The following is a 17,953-nucleotide window of genomic DNA, read 5'->3' on the forward strand; positions in this document are numbered from 1 at the left end:
TCTTAGCTTTGTTTGCGTGGATGGGCGAAGGTGATGCGGAAGCAGCTGCCCCCCTCGTCACGCGTCTTATAGTCCAGGCGCGCCTGGTTGCTTTCACAGAGCTCCCGGGAGATGTACAGCCCAAGACCTGTGCCCTTGCTTTCGGTGGTGAAGAACGGCTCGAACAGCCTCACCCGCTGCTCCGCCGCAATGCCCTGGCCATCGTCGAGGACTTCCAGGATCGGCAGGTCGGTTTCGCTGTCGCGGAACAGGCGCAGCCACACCTGGCCGGTGCCGTTTTTCTTGGCGCTGTACCGTAACCCATTCTGGACCAGGTTGGTCAGCACCTGCGTCAGCTGATGCGGGTCCATGCGCGTCTGCACAGCGCCGGGCCCGGTTTCGACATGCAGCTGCTGGTCTTCGCGCAGCCCCTCACGCTGTTCGTCGACGAAACGCTGCAGCCAGTATTTCAGGTCGAGCGATTGGGGTTCCGCCTGGCGTCGGCGCGACAGCTGCAGCACGTTCTCGATCACCAGGTTCATGCGCCGCGACTGGTCCTGGATGATCTGCGTCAGCCGTCGGTCCGGTGGATCGAGTTCTTCTGACTCCAGCAGCAATTGCGCGGCGTGGCTGATGGCGCCCAGGGGGTTGCGGATCTCATGGGCGATGCCGGCGGTGAGGCGGCCGAGCGAGGCCAGCTTGAGCTGCTGCGCCTGCTGGGCGATCTGCGAGATGTCCTCGAGGAACATCAGGGTGTGCTGTTCATGGCCACGGTGCAGGGGGATGAAGGCGGGCTGCACGCTGGGCGCGGTCTCGTGTGGCTGCAGGCTGGGCGGCCGCAGGGCGGGGTTCCGCTGCCACAGCCGCAGGCTGTTGAGCAGCGCTGCGCTGTGCTCGGCCAGTGGCTGTCCGGCCAGTTCCTGTCCGCCGAGCAGGGTGGTGGCGCTCTGGTTGGCCAGCAGCACGCGCTGCTGATCGTCCAGCACCAGGATGCCGGTACGCATGCGCTGGAGGATCAGGGCGTTGAGTTCTTCGAGATTGGCTACCGTGGCGGCCCGTTGTTCCGCGAGGTTCTCGATGACCTGTTGGCGGCGCGCCAGCGCCTGGATCAGCAGCGCCGAGGCGAAGCACAGGGCGCCCAGCCCGCCGGCCTGTACATAGTGGTTGAAGGCGATCTCCTGGGTAAGGCTGATGTAGAAGGTCAGGTAGATCAGCCCGATGGACGCCAATGCGGCAATCAGAAGGCCTATCCGGCCGCGCAGCAGGATGTTGGCGATGGCGACGGCGATCACCATCAGCGTGCCGATACCGCTGGGGACGCCGCCGGCGGCGTAGAACAGGCCGCTGAGCATCAGCACGTCCAGCGCCGCCAGGATGAACAGCGGCATCAGTTGCCGGGGGGCCGGCATGAGGACGGCGATCAGGATGTTGACCACCAGGTAGGTCCAGCAGCCGATGTGGAACAGTTCGGTGTGGGCGAGCTTGAGGATCTCGCCGTCCAGGTTGCTGGAAATCAGCAGTACCAGGACCAGCCCTATGGTCAGGCGGTACAGGTGATACAGGCGCAGGACGCGCCGTCCCTGCCCGGTGAGCGAAATGCCTTCAGTGGCCACGGTCTGCACGATCCTGCTCGAGATGAGCGCGGCTGCAGTACCAGTTGCTCTCGTCCTGCAGGGCATTGCTGCGAGGGACGTGGACCCCGCACTGGGCGCAGCGCACCATGGGCACCGTTTGCTCCTCGCGGGGCTCCGGCGCGCTGGGGCGGGCGGGACGGGTGGCCTTGCGCCACAGCCACCAGCCGAGCGCGAACAGTAGGATCCAGAACAGCAGGCGGGTCATGGCGTTCCCTTATTCCATAGAGAGCCGCAGTGTATCCAAGGCGTGGGTTCGCGCACAGAGACGTGGTCCGCGCCGGCGGACGATCGCCCATGAAAAAGGGAGGCCGAGGCCTCCCTTGATCAGCGCATCCTCGCCACTCAGTCGAAGATGCCGAAGGTCATGTAGCTGAACCAGGAACGGTCGCTGCTGCCGCTGTTGCCTTCGGACTCATGCTCTTCTTCCTGCACGTCCGACTGGTTCTCAGGCTTGAGCTCCGCCGGAATCTGCTGCTCGGCGTCTTCGTACTGCTTGATCACGTCCTTGCTCGCCTGGGTTTCCATGTGCGGCGGGGCGTCGTTGCTCTCGATCAGGCCCAGGGTCGCCTTGGCCAGCCAGGAGCGGTTGTCGGCCTCGTCCTCGCGCGGGACGAACTGGCCGTCCTTCAGGCTCGGGTTGTCCGGGTAGTTCAGCTTCAGGGTCTGCAGGCTGGAATCGGCCAGGTCGTTCATGCCCAGGCGCTGGTAAGCCTCGATCATGATCGCCAGGCCATCGCCGACGGCCGGGGTTTCCTGGAAGTTTTCCACCACGTAGCGGCCGCGGTTGGCGGCGGCGACATAAGCCTGGCGCTTGAGGTAGTAGTGGCCGACGTGCACTTCATAGGCGGCCAGCAGGTTGCGCAGGTAGATCATGCGCGCCTTGGCGTCCGGGGCGTAGCGGCTGTTCGGGAAGCGGCTGACCAGTTGCGCGAAGTCGTTGAAGGAATCACGGGCGGCGCCCGGATCGCGCTTGGTCATGTCCAGCGGCAGGAAGCGCGCCAGCAGGCCACGGTCCTGGTCGAAGGAGGCCAGGCCCTTGAGGTAATAGGCGTAGTCGACGTTGGGGTGCTGCGGGTGCAGGCGGATGAAGCGCTCGGCGGCGGAACGCGCGGCCTCGGGCTCCATGTTCTTGTAGTTGGCGTAGATCAGCTCCAACTGAGCCTGTTCCGCATAGCGACCGAACGGGTAGCGGGACTCCAGCGCCTTCAGCTTGGCCACGGCGTTGGTGTAGCTCTTGTTGTTCAGATCGTCCTGGGCCTGCTGGTACAGCTGGCTTTCGCTCAGGTTCTCATCCACCTTCTCGCCCTTGGAGGAGCAGGCGGTGACGAAGGCGAGGATGGCGATCAGCAGCAGGTGTTTCACTTGCATGGCGGCTTGCGTCCCTGGACGGTCGGCTGTCGCGGCCGCAACCGTCTGTTATGATTGGCGCCCCAGGGGGATACCCCTGGGACAAAGGCCCCGTATTTAACCACAGCGCGCAGCCGAACCAAAAGGCCGCGCGCCCTTCGTGTCCCGCCATGTCCGATATCATCCAACTCGCGGCAGAAGTGCCGTTCGACCTCGGTGGTCAGCGTCTCGACCAGGTCGCCGCCCAGCTCTTCTCCGATCACTCCCGCTCGCGCCTGGCCAGCTGGATCAAGGACGGCCGCCTGACGGTGGATGGCGCCGTGCTGCGTCCGCGTGACACCGTTCACGCCGGCTCGCGCCTGGAACTGCAGGTGGAGCTGGAGGCCCAGGGCGAGTGGAAGGCCCAGGACATCGAGCTGGACATCGTCTATGAAGACGACCACATCCTGGTCATCGACAAGCCGACCGGACTGGTGGTTCACCCCGCCGCCGGCCATCAGGACGGCACCCTGCTCAACGCGCTGCTGCACCATGTGCCGCACCTGGCCAACGTGCCGCGCGCCGGCATCGTGCATCGCCTGGACAAGGACACCACCGGTCTGATGGTGGTGGCCAAGACCCTCGAAGCCCACACCAACCTGGTCGCGCAGCTGCAGGCTCGTACCGTCAGTCGGATCTACGAAGCCATCGTCACCGGCGTGATCGTCTCCGGCGGCACCGTCGATGCGCCGATCGGCCGCCATGGCGTGCAGCGACAGAAGATGGCCGTGGTGGACGCCGGCAAGGTCGCCGTCAGCCATTACCGCGTGCTGGACCGCTTCCGCGCCCATACCCACGTGCGAGTGAAGCTGGAAACCGGCCGTACCCACCAGATCCGCGTCCATATGACGCACATCGGCCACCCGCTGGTGGGCGATCCCACCTACGGCGGGCGTTTCCGCATTCCGCCGGGAGCGAGCCCGACCCTGATCGAATCCCTGCGCGATTTCCCGCGCCAGGCCCTGCATGCGCGCTTCCTGGAGCTGGACCACCCGGCGACCAACGTGCGAATGAAGTGGGAGTCGCCGCTGCCGGACGACTTCACCTGGCTGCTGAGCCTGCTGCGGCAGGATAACGAGTCCTTCGTATGAACCCCTGGCTGACGCCCGACTGGCCGGCCCCGGCGAATGTTCGCGCCTGTGTGACCACTCGGGCCGGTGGCGTCAGCGCGGAGCCTTTCGACAGCTTCAACCTGGGGGACCATGTCGGCGATGAACCGGCCGCCGTCGCCGAAAACCGTCGGCGCCTGACCACGGCGCTGGACTGCCAGCCGGCGTGGCTGAGCCAGGTGCATGGCATCGATGTGGTCGAGGCCGATCCGTCCGTTGTTGCCACCGCGGACGCCAGCTGGAGCGAGACCCCCGGTGTGGCCTGCACCATCATGACCGCCGATTGCCTGCCTGCGCTGTTCTGCGACCGCGCCGGCACCCGCGTTGCCGCTGCCCATGCCGGCTGGCGCGGGCTGGCCGGTGGCGTGCTGGAAGCTACGGTCGACGCCCTGGGCGTTGCGCCGGGTGAACTGCTGGTCTGGCTCGGCCCGTCCATCGGTCCGCAGGCCTTCGAAGTTGGTCCGGAGGTGCGCGAAGCTTTCCTGGCGGATCGTGCCGAGGCTGCGCGCGCGTTCGTACCCAGCGCCAATGCCGGCAAGTTCATGGCCGACATCTATGAGCTGGCGCGCATCCGCCTCGCCGCCAAGGGCGTGACGGCGGTCTACGGTGGCGGGCTGTGCACCTTCACCGATACCGAGCGCTTCTATTCCTACCGCCGCAGCTCCCGCACCGGCCGCCTGGCCAGCCTGATCTGGTTGGCCTGACCTGCTTTTCGTAGGAGCGAGCTTGCTCGCGAACCCCGACGGACACCACGGCAGCAAGCGGTTCGCGAGCAAACTCGCTCCTACAGGTCCACCACCCGAAACGGCTGGCAAGTACGCTCCTACGCCCATTTCGACAGCATCATCTGACGGATGTCATGGCCAAATGGCTTGAACCGACCAAAATCGACCTTATCTATCTGGCATCCCGGCGGGCTTTGTCGTGACCAGGGGCACTCATCGCTCCGGCCCGCTATAGAAAGGAAGGACGACCCTCATGCGAATAGACCGTTTGACCAGCAAGCTGCAGCTTGCGCTCTCCGATGCCCAGTCCCTGGCCGTTGGACATGACCACCCGGCCATCGAGCCGGTACACCTGATTTCCGCCCTGCTGGAGCAGCAGGGCGGCTCGATCAAGCCCCTGCTGATGCAGGTCGGCTTCGATATCCCTGCCCTGCGCAGCGCCCTCAATAAAGAGATGGACTCGCTGCCGAAGATCCAGAGCCCCACCGGCGATGTGAACCTGTCGCAGGATCTGGCGCGCCTGCTCAACCAGGCCGACCGCCTGGCCCAGCAGAAGGGCGACCAGTTCATCTCCAGCGAACTGGTACTGCTCGCCGCCATGGACGACAGCACCAAGCTCGGCAAGCTGCTGGGCAGCCAGGGCGTGTCCAAGAAAGCCCTGGAAAACGCCGTGGCCAACCTGCGCGGCGGCGAGGCGGTCAACGACCCGAACGCCGAGGAGTCGCGCCAGGCGCTGGACAAGTACACCGTCGACATGACCAAGCGTGCCGAGGACGGCAAGCTCGACCCGGTGATCGGCCGTGACGACGAAATCCGCCGGACCATCCAGGTCCTGCAGCGCCGCACCAAGAACAACCCCGTGCTGATCGGCGAGCCCGGCGTGGGCAAGACCGCCATCGTCGAAGGCCTGGCCCAGCGCATCGTCAATGGCGAAGTGCCCGACGGCCTGAAGGACAAGCGTCTGCTGGCGCTGGACATGGGCGCGCTGATTGCCGGCGCCAAGTTCCGTGGCGAGTTCGAGGAGCGCCTGAAAGCCGTTCTGAACGAACTGTCCAAGCAGGAAGGCCGGATCATCCTGTTCATCGACGAACTGCACACCATGGTCGGCGCCGGCAAGGCCGAGGGCGCCATGGACGCCGGCAACATGCTCAAGCCGGCCCTGGCCCGTGGCGAGCTGCACTGCGTGGGCGCCACCACCCTGGACGAGTACCGCCAGTACATCGAGAAGGACGCCGCCCTGGAGCGCCGCTTCCAGAAGGTCCTGGTGGACGAGCCGAGCGAGGAGGACACCATCGCCATCCTGCGTGGCCTGAAAGAGCGCTACGAGGTGCACCACGGTGTGACCATCACCGACGGCGCGATCATCGCCGCGGCCAAGCTCAGCCACCGCTACATCACCGACCGCCAGCTGCCGGACAAGGCCATCGACCTGATCGACGAGGCCGCCAGCCGCATCCGCATGGAGATCGACTCCAAGCCGGAGGAGCTTGATCGCCTGGATCGCCGCCTGATCCAGCTGAAGATCGAGCGCGAGGCGCTGAAGAAGGAAGACGACGAGGCCACCAAGAAGCGCCTCGCCAAGCTGGAAGAAGACATCGCCAAGCTCGAGCGCGAGTACGCCGACCTCGAGGAAATCTGGAAGTCGGAGAAAGCCGAGGTCCAGGGTTCCGCGCAGATCCAGCAGAAGATCGAGCAGGCCAAGCAGGAAATGGAAGCGGCCCGGCGCAAGGGCGACCTGGAGACCATGGCGCGCATCCAGTACCAGACCATTCCGGACCTGGAACGCAGCCTGCAGATGGTCGACCAGCACGGCAAGACCGAGAACCAGCTGCTGCGCAACAAGGTGACCGACGAGGAAATCGCCGAGGTCGTGTCCAAGTGGACCGGCATCCCGGTGTCCAAGATGCTCGAAGGCGAGCGCGAGAAGCTGCTGCGCATGGAAGACGAGCTGCACAAGCGCGTCATTGGCCAGAACGAGGCCGTGGTGGCCGTGGCCAACGCGGTGCGTCGTTCCCGTGCCGGTCTCGCCGACCCGAATCGTCCGAGTGGCTCCTTCCTCTTCCTCGGCCCGACCGGGGTGGGCAAGACCGAGCTGTGCAAGGCCCTGGCCGAATTCCTCTTCGACACCGAGGAGGCGCTGGTGCGCATCGACATGTCCGAGTTCATGGAGAAGCACTCCGTGGCCCGTCTGATTGGAGCGCCTCCGGGGTACGTCGGCTATGAAGAGGGCGGCTACCTGACCGAGGCCGTGCGCCGCAAGCCGTACTCCGTGGTGCTGATGGACGAGGTGGAGAAGGCTCACCCGGATGTCTTCAACGTGCTCCTGCAGGTCCTGGAAGACGGTCGCCTGACCGACAGCCATGGTCGTACGGTGGACTTCCGCAACACCGTGATCGTGATGACCTCCAACCTCGGTTCGGCGCAGATCCAGGAGCTGATCGGCGACCGCGAGGCCCAGCGCGCGGCGGTGATGGATGCGGTGAATGCGCACTTCCGTCCGGAGTTCATCAACCGGATCGACGAGGTGGTGGTCTTCGAGCCCTTGGCTCGCGAGCAGATCGCTGGCATCGCCCAGATCCAGATGGGCCGCCTGCGCAAGCGCCTGGCCGAGCGCGAGCTGAGCCTGGAGCTGAGCAGCGAGGCGATGGACAAGCTGATCGCCGTCGGTTTCGACCCGGTCTACGGCGCCCGCCCGCTCAAGCGTGCGATCCAGCGCTGGATCGAGAACCCGCTGGCGCAACTGATCCTGGCCGGCAAGTTCCTGCCGGGCGCGAAGATCCACGCCAAGGTGGAGAACGACGAGATCGTCTTCTCCTGATCCACAGCCCAAGAAAAAAGCCCCGCAATGCGGGGCTTTTTTCTTGTCTGGATCTTGTAGGCGCCAGTTTGCTCGCGAACCTTTCAGTGCCGGCTCAGGGGGCCTCGCGCGACTCCGCCAGCATGCTGAGCAGGCGCTCCAATACCAGGGCCTGATCCTCGGCGAGGTCGATGATGTGGAAGCCCGCCCAGCCCAGCTGGCCATTGGAGCCCCCGCGGCTCCACAGGCAGTCGGCGCCCAGCTGGATTTCCCCTATGCCATCCAGCGGCGGCCGTGGGATCAGGCGGCAGTCCCAGACCGAGTCGACGTTCGGCACGTCCACGCCGCAGAGCATGAAGCCCTCGCTGGACAGGTCGGCGAGGCGTCCGAGACTGCGCCCGGAGTGGCGGTCGAAGACCTCTACGGTCAGCCCGGTCTGGTGCCGGTGGTGCTGGCGACGTTCACTCATCGAGTGTTCCTCGGTTCTGTCCCGGGGGGCGCCCGGTGATACGTTGCAGGATCCGATAGGCCATGTTCAGCGCGCGATCCATCAAGGGAGTGACATGGTCCGTTGGGGCCAGGCGAACCTTGCCTGCCTCCATGTCCAGTGCCAGCTGTACCAAGGGTTTGACGGCCACGCGTTGACCGGTGTGGTCGACGAACATGTAGTTGCGGGTAGTCGGGCTGAACCAGGACAGCTTGAGTCGGCGGGCCGGTGTGACATCGTGGAATTCGAACCAGGTACCGAACTCCACCTGCGCCAATTCCTTGAGCAGCCCGCGTGCACGCTCGGACAGGGGCTCGCCGGTGTTGCGGTCGAGGCTCTGGCCTTCCGCGCCGAGCATGACCCCCAGCGGGCTTTCCGGCAGCTCCTGCCTGAACTGGGCCGCGACCTGCGGCTGCTGCGCCTGGATCGCGTGCTGGCAGGCGACCAGATCCTGCAACAGGCGGCGGATGCCATCCTCATGGTAGCCGCCGAGCAGTTCCAACCCTTTCTGCAACTCGTCCAACAGGCCCAACCGCAGCGCCTGCAGGTGCTCGCGTCCTGCCTCATCCAGCGGGGTGACGCTCCAGGCCAGTTGCTCGCCCACTTCGCAGGCGCGCTTCCACTCGTCGCTGTGTTCGCCGGCACGCAGTGAAATGAAGGTCAGTGCGTCACACCAGCTCTGTTCCAGGAAGTTGCGTACCAGCGGCGGCAGGTCGCGTCCTCCGGTGATCGCGGCAATGGCCTCCAGCGCCTGCTCGCGGGCGGCCAGCAGGCGGTCGCGGCCGCGTGCCGCCTCCATGGCGCGGCGTTCGCGCAGCTCCACCTTCTGCCGCAGGTTGGCGACAAACTCATTGAACTCGCCGAGCAGCGCGTCGAACAGGTCGAGATCGCCGACGAAGTCCTGGATCACCCGTTCCACCACCCAGTGCATCTTCGCCAGCAGGCTGCGCTCCTCATCCTCTCCGCCATAGATCACTCCGGCCTGGGCCATGGCATTGAGCAGCTTGCGCGCGGGATGGTGATGCTGGGTGAACAGCTGCTTGTCCTGCAGGGCGACCTTCAGATAAGGCGTGTGCAGGTGGGAGAGGGTGGTCTTGCAACTGTCGGGCAGGTTTTCGTCGTCGAGGATGAAGTCGAAAACCATCCCCACCAGATCGATGACGTCGGCTTCCTGGTCGGTCAGGCGGGTATTGCCGGGTTGCTCGGCGCCGGCCTCCAGCTCGCGCTGCAGATCGGCCTTCAGGGCGTCCACTGGCTGTGGTTGGCGCAGGCGCTGAGCCATTTCCTGGGCCGATTCGCGCTGCAGGCGGTTCAGCGCCTCAAGCAGCTCGCCGGCGCTGTAGGTGGTGGTGGCAGCCTCGGCGGAGGGGCCGAAGCTGACGATGCTGTGGCTGTTGCCGAACAGCGTGGCCTTGTCGCCGCGCCGGCGGAATTCGGCCAGCAGGACCGCCAACCCGCCGAACAGCGCGTTGCGATCGGCTGGCGGGAGGTCCGGCAGGTCAGCGACGTCGTAATGATGGGGCTGCAAGGGCGGTGCCGGCGCAGCGCTGCTCGGCTCGGGCGGGGCAGGGCGCTGCGCCGGGGTTGGGGGCTTATCGGGCACCCGGTACCTGAGGTTCGGCAGGATGCCGGCGTCGATCAGGCGCTGGTTCAACTGATCGTAGAGCGGCGCCAGGTGCTGCATCACCTGCTGATCGAACAGCACATAAAGGATGGTTTTGACGCGCAGGGGGAAGGCGGCCTGTGCCAGGGTTTCGCCATAGGCTCGGGCGATGGCCTGGGGGCCGAAGGGGTTGCGGTCCTCGCCGATCCTGCTGCCGTTGTTCAGTAGTGCCAGGCGCTGGCCGAGGGTGAACAGCGACTGGACGCACTGCGTCTTTACCTGATTCACCATATTGATGATGAGCAGGGTCTCTTCATATTCGTCGTGTTCTATCAGCGTCAGCCGATCCGCATCCAGCTGGTCATAAGGGTCGTCGGCGGGCAGCGTGCCTTCGAGGAAGTCGTTCAGGCCCTGGGCGATACGCTGGTGATAGAAGCGCTCCAGAGTTGGCCGCTCCCTGCGAACCTGCCGCATGGCGTCGAAGAACAGCGCCTGCACCTGATTGTTCTCGGCCTTCTCTGCGCATTCGAACAGCGTGTCGTCGATCTGGGAAAAGACATTACCGAGCAACTCGGCCAGGCGGTTCATCGCCATTTGCCGACAGGCTTGCATCAGCTCGCCGAAGCGCGGCTGGATGACGCGACTGGCGATCGATGAGGGCGGAGGGGTGTCCTTGGTGCTCATGCTCTTCCTGTCCGTGACCGGCCCGTTACACCCGTGGAGATCACATCGGTTATTCATGCAGATATAGCAATCCGCCTGCTCCCATGCAAAGAAGAGAAAAACTTTTTGGATCAGAGTGTTGACAGCCGTTTCGATATACGTAAAATGGCGCGCCTCTGATACGGGATTCCGGTGAAGCCGGAAGATCAGTAGAAGAGATTGGAAGGCTCGTCGTTCCGCGATAGCTCAGTCGGTAGAGCAAATGACTGTTAATCATTGGGTCCCTGGTTCGAGTCCAGGTCGCGGAGCCAACTTCCAAGCGGGGTATAGCGCAGTCCGGTAGCGCGCCTGCTTTGGGAGCAGGATGTCGGGAGTTCGAATCTCTCTACCCCGACCAAATATGGGTCGTTAGCTCAGTCGGTAGAGCAGTTGGCTTTTAACCAATTGGTCGTAGGTTCGAATCCTACACGACCCACCATATTCAGGGCGTCTGCATCGTCGGACGCTGGAAGCGGAATAAAAAGCCGCTTCACCAAGAAAGCCCGCCTTCATAGGTGGGCTTTTTTGTTTGCGCCTTCCAGCGTCCCCCTTCGCTACTCCGCCATTGCCTGTGTGAACACTCGACTGTCCAAGGCCGCCGTCCGACATCATCACGAGCTCGCCGTTGGCCTGGGCTTCCACCTTGTAGGGTGTGATTTCGCAAGCACCTGATAGCACTGATCAGAAAATCAGGCCGCCTTGTCGGAGTGTTCCGATCTCCTCGCGTGTGGCGGAAACTTAAGCTTCTCACCTCGAAACGAGTTCCTCCCGAGGTGGGTTTAAATGGCAGTGGAAACTATCGGTCTTGTTGCCGTCTCTGAGAATGCAGCCAGGAAGGTTGCAGTCAAGGCCGGTGGAAAGATCAAGGCGCATGAAGGCACCAAGTACCTTCTCCAGGTAGAAAACAACGATATCGCTCCCGAGAACGTCACCGTCAAGCGCGTAGGCGATGACCTGCAGATCACCTTCGAGGGCAGCGAAAAGCCCGATCTGACCCTCCAGAACTTCTTCGCTGACGGCATGGACGGCCAACTCTACGGGGTTGCCGAGGACCGTCAGTTGTATGCGTATGTGCGTACCGACGGCGAAGGCTTCGACGGTCACCTGCTGGTGGCCGATGGTGAGTCCGCCCCCATCAGTCTGGGCGGCGACTCCCTGGCGGATGGCAGCTCTTACCTGGCGCCCACCTTCGAGGAGGCGGCGGGCTTCGTCATGTGGCCCTGGCTGCTCGGCCTGGCAGGCGCAGGTGCCGCTGTCGCCGCCGTCATCCGTCACAACAACGATGACGGTCATCACCACACCACGACCAGTCCTGCGCCAACCAACTCCATCGCTACCGACGGTGTCGGCCCGATCCAGGGCCAGCTGTCCAATGGCGATGTCACTGACGATGCGCATCCGGCCCTCTCCGGCAATGGTGTGCCGGGCGCGCTCATTCACATCATCGACAACGGCCAGGAAATCGGTTCCACCACCGTGGCGTCGGATGGTGCCTGGTCCTACACCCCCCAACTGGCCGACGGCTCGCACAGCATCGATGTCATCCAGGAAGTCCCCGGCGAGAAGCCCAGCGACCCGCTCAAGGTGATCGATCTCGTCGTCGACACCGTCGCACCTGCCGCTCCGGAGGCCTGGCTTGCTCCGGCCTCGGGCAGTGATGCCAAGGGTGACGACGTCACCAGTAACCAGACAGCGACCCTCGACGGCAAGGCCGAGCCGGGTGTCGAGGTGGCCGTTACCTTCTCCACGGGTGAGGTGATCCATGCCAAGGCCGACGAGAATGGCGACTGGTCATTGGCCCCGACCCAGGCGCTGCCTGCGGGCAACAACGAAATCTCCATCATTGCCACCGATCCGGCGGGCAACCAGAGCGACACGACCCTTCTTCCCATCACTATCGAAACCCCGGCCTCGACCACGCCGAAGGGCGGTGATGTGACCAGCGACGTCAACGACAGCACCCCGGTGGTCGCCGTTAGCGACGCCGCGCCGGGCGACATCATCCACCCGCTCGATGCCGGGACCGGGCAGGACGGCCCCCCGGTCGCCACTGCAGTAGCAGAGGACTACGGCAGCAACGCCAGCCTGCTGGATGCAGGCTCGATGAGCACCCCGGTCGGGGCCTACGTCATCCAGTCGTTCTCCTATGAGTCGACCGGCAACACCGCTGGCCGTATCGAGGTCACTGGTGACCAGGTCTCCTCGTACGTCACCAGCAATCCTGCCTCGGTCACGCCGGCGGTGGGTGGCGATGCCCTCTCGATGCCCTCCGAGCCCCCTGCATACGCTGCCCACGGCTCGACTCACACCTTCGCTGGTTCTGGCCCCGATACGCTGGAGCTGGCTGGCGCCAACCAGGGCCCGGATCTGCGGGGGCTATCCGCAGACAACGATCCGGCCAGGATCGAGAAGCCCGACTTTGCCGGCGACAAAGCACTCACCGTCTCCCTCAACGACGTGCTGAATCAAGGTGAGAGCGACCTGTTCCAGAAGGGTAGCCAGCCCGGGGTAACGGTGGAAGGCGATGCCCTGAATGGCCACCCCGACCACGGCTCGGGTACCTGGCAGAGTACCGGCACCACTGCGCTCGGCAGTTCGATCTTCCAGGGCTACAGCCAGTTGGATGCCGAAGCCCTGATCAAGCAGGCCGTCGCCAGCAGCATCGTCTAACGCCCCCGCCCCGAATCCCTGCGCTTCGTCCCTGTCGGCGGAGCCAGCCAGAGAGTTTTGAACATGAAATCGACTATGACTGGAATTGGTGTGCCAAAGCACAAACGCCAACTGCCCGCGACCCTGACGGCCCTGGCAGTGATCGCTGGTTTCCACTCCCCCTTGGGCCTGGCGTTCGAGCCCAACCCGAAGATATACGGCGAGATTTACCAGAAGGTGGGCTCCGTCGTGCCCCAGCAGGCCCAGATCGTGATGTTCCGTGGCAAGGATGGCGGCAAGGACGCAGCTCACGTCTACATCGACGGTCAATTGCATAGCGCCCTGATGCCCGGCGGCTACACCCTGTTCTGCACCCCGGCGGGTGAGCACTCGCTGGAGTCCTACATCGGTGATGCGCCGGGATATACCGGCAAGCGCAACCCGCAGAGTTACGCCAGGCTCGACGGTGGGCAGACCTATGTCCTCGAAGCGCCTGTCGCTCCGAACCAGAGCACCCCCATCGTGCACACCGGCAAGGATGCCGAGCAGAGCCTCGAAGGCCTGCACCGCCAGATCCAGGTGCTCAGCCGTGCCAGTTCCGTGGTGCCCTGCAAGACCGGGACGCAGAGCAAACTGAGCCTGCGCAGCGACATGTTGTTCCAATTCGCCAAGGGCGGCTACGACGACCTGACCCCGGAAGGCCATGACGTCCTGCGTGAGGTGGTAGAGGCGATTCAGCAACAGCGCGAGAGCATCAAGGGTATCGAGGTGGTGGGGCATGCCGACCCGATCGGCAGCTCGCAGACCAACATGAGACTGTCGCGTCAGCGCGCCGAAACCATCCGTCGCGTGCTGCTGGAGCAGGGGCTCGCCAGCAATCTGGTTGAGGTTTCCTCCCGTGGCAGCGACGAGCCGGTGGTGCAGTGCGATAGCGGTTCGCGCAAGGAACTCATCGCCTGTAACGCGCCGAACCGTCGCGTGGAACTGGTCATCCAGGGGACTGCGAGCAAGTAAAAGGCCCGCTCCGTCTTACTCTTGCTGTGCTTCCCATCAGGGGCGCGTATCGCTGCGCGTTCCTGATGGGGGGCTTTCATCCCTCTGTTTCTCTGCGGGGCGTGCAATACGGCTAAGCAGGTGAGGGAAAGGTACGTCAGCCCAATCAGGGTTTTCCGATGCCGCCGGAAACGGCGCATTTCTACCATGCGCACAGCTTTCCCTTTACCTGTGAAGGTGTGCCCCATGAGTCCCTCTCTGACGCCCGACGCAGCAGTCGATCTGGGCGTTGCCTCCGAAAGTGACAGCCTGCTGGCCGCCGTGCGCTGGTTCTGCGTGCACTTCAAGCGGCCGACGAGCCTTGCGTCTCTGCATGCCGGCCTGCCGCGCGACCAACGCCTGAAACCGAGCCTGGTGGTGCGCATGCTCGAGCAGGCCGGTATCGGTGCCGGCTGGGTAAAGCGTCGCCCCGCCGAGCTGTCGTCCTATCTGTTTCCGCTGATGCTGCTATTCCGCAATGGCGAGGCGCGCATCCTGGTGGCCCGCCGTGGCGAACAGTTCGAGCTGATCGTTCCCGAGGCCGGTGGTGGCTCCATCACCCTGAGTGCCGAGGCTCTGCAGGAGCACTACCTGGGCTACGCGCTGCTGGTGCGGCCCAGGCCGGCACCGGATGCGCGCACTGAGATTCCGCGCGGGGAGGGTAAGGGGCACTGGCTGTTCTCCACCCTCTGGAGCTATCGCCGCTACTACTACAGCAGTGCGCTGGCGACGGCGCTGATCAACATCCTGGCGCTGGCCAGCACCTTCTTCATCATGAACGTCTATGACCGGGTCGTGCCCAACCAGGCGTATGTCACCCTGTGGTCCCTGGCCGCCGGTGTGGTGCTGGCAATCGGGTTCGAGTTCACCTCGCGCCAGGTGCGCGCCCATCTGATCGATACCGCCGGCAAGAAGGCCGACCTGATCCTGGGAACCAAGCTGTTCCGCCAGTTGCTGGAGGCGCGGCTGGAGTACAAGCCGCCGTCAGCGGGTTCCTTCGCCAACCAGTTCCGTGAGTTCGAGTCGGTGCGTGATTTCATCACCTCGGCTTCGCTCGCCACCCTGGCGGACCTGCCGTTCTGCCTGTTGTTCGTCTTCGTGCTGTTCGTGATCGGCGGGCCGCTGGCGCTGGTGCCGTTGGGCTCGATGATCGTCCTGCTCGGGGTGTGCGCCTACCTCCAGCTGCCGCTGTCGCGCCTCATGAAAGAGAACCTGCGCGGTGCCTCGCAGAAACACGGTCTGCTGATCGAAGCGATCGAAGGTGTCGAGACCCTCAAGGCGGCCCATGCCGAAGGCAGCATGCTGCGCCGCTGGGAAGACTTCAGTGCGCAACTGGCCGCTTCGTCGATCAAGAGCAAGGCCCTGTCGAACATGGCCGCCAACGCGGTCTCGCTGATCACCCAGATGACCACGGTGATCCTTGTGTTGTGGGGCGTCTACCGCATCGGCGACGGCGACATGACCCTGGGCGTGCTGGTCGGCATGGTGCTGCTCAGCGGCCGGGCGCTCGCCCCATTGGCCGGCACGGTGGGTCTGGCCGTGCGTTACCAGCAGGCAAAGACAGCGCTGAATTCCCTGAACCAACTGATGGAAATCCCCACCGTACGCGACAACAACCGTCGCTACCTGGAGGCGCCGAAGAACGCGACGCTGTCGCTGCGCAAGCTGAAGTTCTCCTACCCGGCTCCGCCGATGCAGCCACGGCCCAGGGTGCTGAACAACATCGACCTGAGCATCCGGCACGGCGAGCGCGTAGCCATCGTCGGCAACATCGGCAGCGGCAAGTCGACCCTGCTGCGGGTCATGGCTCGCCTGTACCAGCCGGTGGAGGGGCAACTGCTGATCGACGGCATCGATGCCGAGCAGATCGACCCGGCGGACTGGAATTCCACGGTGGGCTTCGTTGGCCAGGATGCCCGGCTGTTCTTCGGTTCGCTGCGCGACAACCTGCTGATCGGCAATCCATCGGCGAGCAGCGAGGAAATCCTCCATGTGGTGCGCCTGACCGGCCTGGACTCCGTGGTGGCCGGACATCCCCTGGGCTTCGACCGCCCGGTGGGCGAGATGGGGCAGGCGCTGTCCGGCGGACAGCGGCAGTTGGTTGCCCTGGCGCGGGCCCTGTTGCTGCATCCACAGGTACTGCTGCTGGACGAGCCCACCAGTGGCATGGACATGCAGACCGAGCGCTTGTTCCTGCAACGCCTGGAGGTGGCCACCCAGGGCTGCACCGTGGTGGTGGTGACCCACCGTTTCTCGGTGTTGGGGCAGGTCGGCCGCCTGATCGTCATGGACGCCGGGCAGATCCTTGCCGACGGACCGAAGGATGAAGTGCTGCGCGCCCTGCAGGCCAACAGCAGCAGCGCGCTGGGCAAGGCTCCGGCCACGACCTGGTGAGCGGATCATGACGGATTCCCGAAGCGGATCGGCAGCGATGCCGGCCGTCGCACAGCCCGAGATGGCGGTGGCGACGATGAGTGTCACGCCGTATGCGAAGGAAGTCGCACGGCTGCGCGACAACGATATTGCCTATATCTCGGACCTGCAGGCCGCGCTGATCGAGCAGAAAACCACGGCGAGTACCCTGGTGCTGCTGCTGATCGCATCGGTGTTCAGTGGGCTCATTCTTTGGGCGTACTTCGCCCGGGTGGAAGAGATCACCCGTGGCGAGGGCAAGGTGATTCCCTCCAGCCGCGAGCAGGTCATCCAGAGCCTGGAGGGTGGCATTCTCGAGCAGATGAACGTCCGTGAGGGCGATGTGGTGGAGGCAGGCCAGGTCCTGCTGAAGATCGACCCGACCCGAGCCAGCGCAAGCTACCGCGAAGCGCAGTCCAAGGCGCTGGCGCTCAAGGGGCAGCTGGCGCGCCTGCGCTCGGAGGCCTACGGCCAGCCCCTGGTGTTCCCGCCGGATGTGGTGGCCGTGTCTTCGATCGTGGAGGCGGAGACCCAGGCCTACAACGCCCGTAAGCATGCGCTGGACGATGGCATTGCGGGCTTGCGGAAGAGCCTGTCGCTGGCCCAGGGCGAGTTGACTGTCTCGGAGCGGCTGGCCAGGCAGGGCCTGATCTCGGACGTGGAGATCCTGCGCATGCGCCGCCAGGCCAACGAGTTCAACCTGCAGATCAGCGAGCGCCGCAACAAGTACCGCTCCGAGGCCAACGCCGAGCTGACGCGGGTGGAGAGCGAGCTCGCCCAGTCCGTGGAGAGCGCGGCAGGGCGTGAGGACGTGATGAAGCGCACCACGCTGACGGCGCCGCTCAAGGGCATCGTGAAGAACGTCCGCGTCACCACCATCGGCGGTGTGATCCAGCAGGGCCAGGACATCATGGAGATCGTTCCGCTGGAGGATCGCCTGCTGGTGGAGGCGAAGATTCGTCCGGCCGACGTGGCTTTCCTGCGCCCCGGCCTGCCCGCCACGGTGAAGATTTCCGCCTACGACTTCGCCATCTACGGCGGCCTCACCGGCAAGGTCGAGCTCATCAGTCCCGACACCATCAAGGACGACGAGATGGCCCGTCAGGGCCGCCCGGATACCTCGTTCTACCGGGTGCTGATCCGCACCGACGAAGCCGAGCTGAGCAAGGGCGACAAGCGCTTCCCGATCATCCCCGGCATGACCGCGACCGCGGAAATCCGGACCGGAGAAAAAACCATCCTGGATTACCTGCTCAAGCCCGCGCTGAAGGCGCGTGAGGCCTTCCGCGAGAGATGATGAGAATGAAACGCCCTGAACTGACCTCGAAGAACCCGCGTAATCGATCCCGGTTCGGCCGCCCGGCGCTCGCCGCGGCGGTGGCCTCGCTGGCGGCCATCTCGGGTGCCGATGCGGCATCGTCGGATAGCTATACCGGCT

Annotated in this window: 12 protein-coding genes and 3 tRNA genes; 10 read left to right on the forward strand and 5 right to left on the reverse strand. The window is 64.6% G+C overall.

All coding sequences use genetic code 11. The features are described 5' to 3' along the window. Positions 1-2: 2 nt before the first annotated feature. The 3 genes from ACAW63_RS09495 to ACAW63_RS09505 form a co-directional block, all read right to left on the reverse strand. The gene (locus tag ACAW63_RS09495; RefSeq protein WP_371233259.1) at positions 3-1,592 is read right to left on the reverse strand and encodes an ATP-binding protein; all 1,590 of its coding nucleotides are present in this window, start codon (positions 1,590-1,592) and stop codon (positions 3-5) included. Beyond that, positions 1,582-1,818 (reverse strand): PP0621 family protein, encoded by a 237-nt coding sequence (locus tag ACAW63_RS09500; protein WP_207888483.1) that lies wholly within the window; start codon positions 1,816-1,818, stop codon positions 1,582-1,584. The genes ACAW63_RS09495 and ACAW63_RS09500 overlap by 11 nt, the downstream gene beginning before the upstream one ends. Positions 1,819-1,955: 137 nt before the next feature. Beyond that, the gene (locus tag ACAW63_RS09505) at positions 1,956-2,981 is read right to left on the reverse strand and encodes an outer membrane protein assembly factor BamD (protein ID WP_371233260.1); all 1,026 of its coding nucleotides are present in this window, start codon (positions 2,979-2,981) and stop codon (positions 1,956-1,958) included. 149 nt (positions 2,982-3,130) lie between these two features. Here ACAW63_RS09505 and rluD point away from each other — a divergent pair, with 149 nt between their 5' ends. The 3 genes from rluD (at position 3,131) to clpB (ending at position 7,651) form a co-directional block, all read left to right on the forward strand. Continuing rightward, a complete protein-coding gene (rluD, locus tag ACAW63_RS09510; RefSeq protein WP_371233261.1) occupies positions 3,131-4,090 on the forward strand; it encodes a 23S rRNA pseudouridine(1911/1915/1917) synthase RluD in 960 nt (319 codons plus the stop codon). After that, entirely contained in the window at positions 4,087-4,812 is a 726-nt protein-coding gene (gene pgeF, locus ACAW63_RS09515) for a peptidoglycan editing factor PgeF (protein ID WP_371233262.1), read from the forward strand. Before rluD ends, pgeF begins: the two co-directional genes overlap by 4 nt. Before the next feature lie 274 nt (positions 4,813-5,086). After that, complete coding sequence (gene clpB, locus ACAW63_RS09520; protein WP_371233263.1) at positions 5,087-7,651, forward strand: ATP-dependent chaperone ClpB; 2,565 nt, start codon at positions 5,087-5,089, stop codon at positions 7,649-7,651. A 94-nt stretch (positions 7,652-7,745) separates the two neighbouring features. On the opposite strand, the gene ACAW63_RS09525 is transcribed toward clpB, so the two are convergent. Together ACAW63_RS09525 and ACAW63_RS09530 are read right to left on the reverse strand one after the other, a co-directional pair. After that, positions 7,746-8,099 carry a PilZ domain-containing protein gene (locus ACAW63_RS09525; protein ID WP_371233265.1) on the reverse strand — a complete coding sequence of 118 codons (354 nt, stop codon included), beginning with the start codon at positions 8,097-8,099 and terminating at the stop codon, positions 7,746-7,748. Beyond that, positions 8,092-10,404: a DUF1631 domain-containing protein gene (locus ACAW63_RS09530; RefSeq protein WP_371233267.1), complete on the reverse strand. Its 2,313-nt coding sequence runs from the start codon at positions 10,402-10,404 to the stop codon at positions 8,092-8,094. The genes ACAW63_RS09525 and ACAW63_RS09530 overlap by 8 nt, the downstream gene beginning before the upstream one ends. Positions 10,405-10,618: 214 nt before the next feature. On the opposite strand from ACAW63_RS09530, the gene ACAW63_RS09535 reads away from it, so the two are divergent. The 7 genes from ACAW63_RS09535 (at position 10,619) to ACAW63_RS09565 (ending at position 17,812) form a co-directional block, all read left to right on the forward strand. Then, positions 10,619-10,694, forward strand: a tRNA-Asn gene (locus tag ACAW63_RS09535). 9 nt (positions 10,695-10,703) lie between these two features. Beyond that, positions 10,704-10,780, forward strand: a tRNA-Pro gene (locus tag ACAW63_RS09540). A gap of 5 nt (positions 10,781-10,785) precedes the next feature. Then, positions 10,786-10,861 (forward strand) — tRNA-Lys (locus tag ACAW63_RS09545). 344 nt (positions 10,862-11,205) lie between these two features. Next, entirely contained in the window at positions 11,206-13,092 is a 1,887-nt protein-coding gene (locus ACAW63_RS09550; RefSeq protein ID WP_371233268.1) for an Ig-like domain-containing protein, read from the forward strand. Positions 13,093-13,182: 90 nt separating this feature from the next. Next, positions 13,183-14,085 carry an OmpA family protein gene (locus ACAW63_RS09555; RefSeq protein WP_371233270.1) on the forward strand — a complete coding sequence of 301 codons (903 nt, stop codon included), beginning with the start codon at positions 13,183-13,185 and terminating at the stop codon, positions 14,083-14,085. 225 nt (positions 14,086-14,310) lie between these two features. Beyond that, positions 14,311-16,497, forward strand: coding sequence for a type I secretion system permease/ATPase (locus tag ACAW63_RS09560; protein WP_371233271.1), 2,187 nt, complete (start codon positions 14,311-14,313; stop codon positions 16,495-16,497). A 37-nt stretch (positions 16,498-16,534) separates the two neighbouring features. Continuing rightward, on the forward strand, positions 16,535-17,812 hold the full coding sequence (locus ACAW63_RS09565; protein WP_371233272.1) for an HlyD family type I secretion periplasmic adaptor subunit: 1,278 nt from the start codon (positions 16,535-16,537) through the stop codon (positions 17,810-17,812). The last annotated feature ends 141 nt before the right edge of the window (positions 17,813-17,953 follow it).

Origin of the sequence: Pseudomonas sp. QE6 (genome assembly GCF_041379005.1) — a bacterium.
Classification (GTDB): domain Bacteria; phylum Pseudomonadota; class Gammaproteobacteria; order Pseudomonadales; family Pseudomonadaceae; genus Pseudomonas.

What these genes read in the sequence shown, in the direction of transcription:
- ACAW63_RS09500 (WP_207888483.1), bottom strand. Translation starts at nt 1,818, where the DNA reads ATGACCCGCCTGCTGTTCTGGATCCTACTGTTCGCGCTCGGCTGGTGG.
- ACAW63_RS09505 (WP_371233260.1), bottom strand. Translation starts at nt 2,981, where the DNA reads ATGCAAGTGAAACACCTGCTGCTGATCGCCATCCTCGCCTTCGTCACC.
- rluD (WP_371233261.1), top strand. Translation starts at nt 3,131, where the DNA reads ATGTCCGATATCATCCAACTCGCGGCAGAAGTGCCGTTCGACCTCGGT.
- pgeF (WP_371233262.1), top strand. Translation starts at nt 4,087, where the DNA reads ATGAACCCCTGGCTGACGCCCGACTGGCCGGCCCCGGCGAATGTTCGC.
- clpB (WP_371233263.1), top strand. Translation starts at nt 5,087, where the DNA reads ATGCGAATAGACCGTTTGACCAGCAAGCTGCAGCTTGCGCTCTCCGAT.
- ACAW63_RS09525 (WP_371233265.1), bottom strand. Translation starts at nt 8,099, where the DNA reads ATGAGTGAACGTCGCCAGCACCACCGGCACCAGACCGGGCTGACCGTA.
- ACAW63_RS09530 (WP_371233267.1), bottom strand. Translation starts at nt 10,404, where the DNA reads ATGAGCACCAAGGACACCCCTCCGCCCTCATCGATCGCCAGTCGCGTC.
- ACAW63_RS09550 (WP_371233268.1), top strand. Translation starts at nt 11,206, where the DNA reads ATGGCAGTGGAAACTATCGGTCTTGTTGCCGTCTCTGAGAATGCAGCC.
- ACAW63_RS09560 (WP_371233271.1), top strand. Translation starts at nt 14,311, where the DNA reads ATGAGTCCCTCTCTGACGCCCGACGCAGCAGTCGATCTGGGCGTTGCC.
- ACAW63_RS09565 (WP_371233272.1), top strand. Translation starts at nt 16,535, where the DNA reads ATGCCGGCCGTCGCACAGCCCGAGATGGCGGTGGCGACGATGAGTGTC.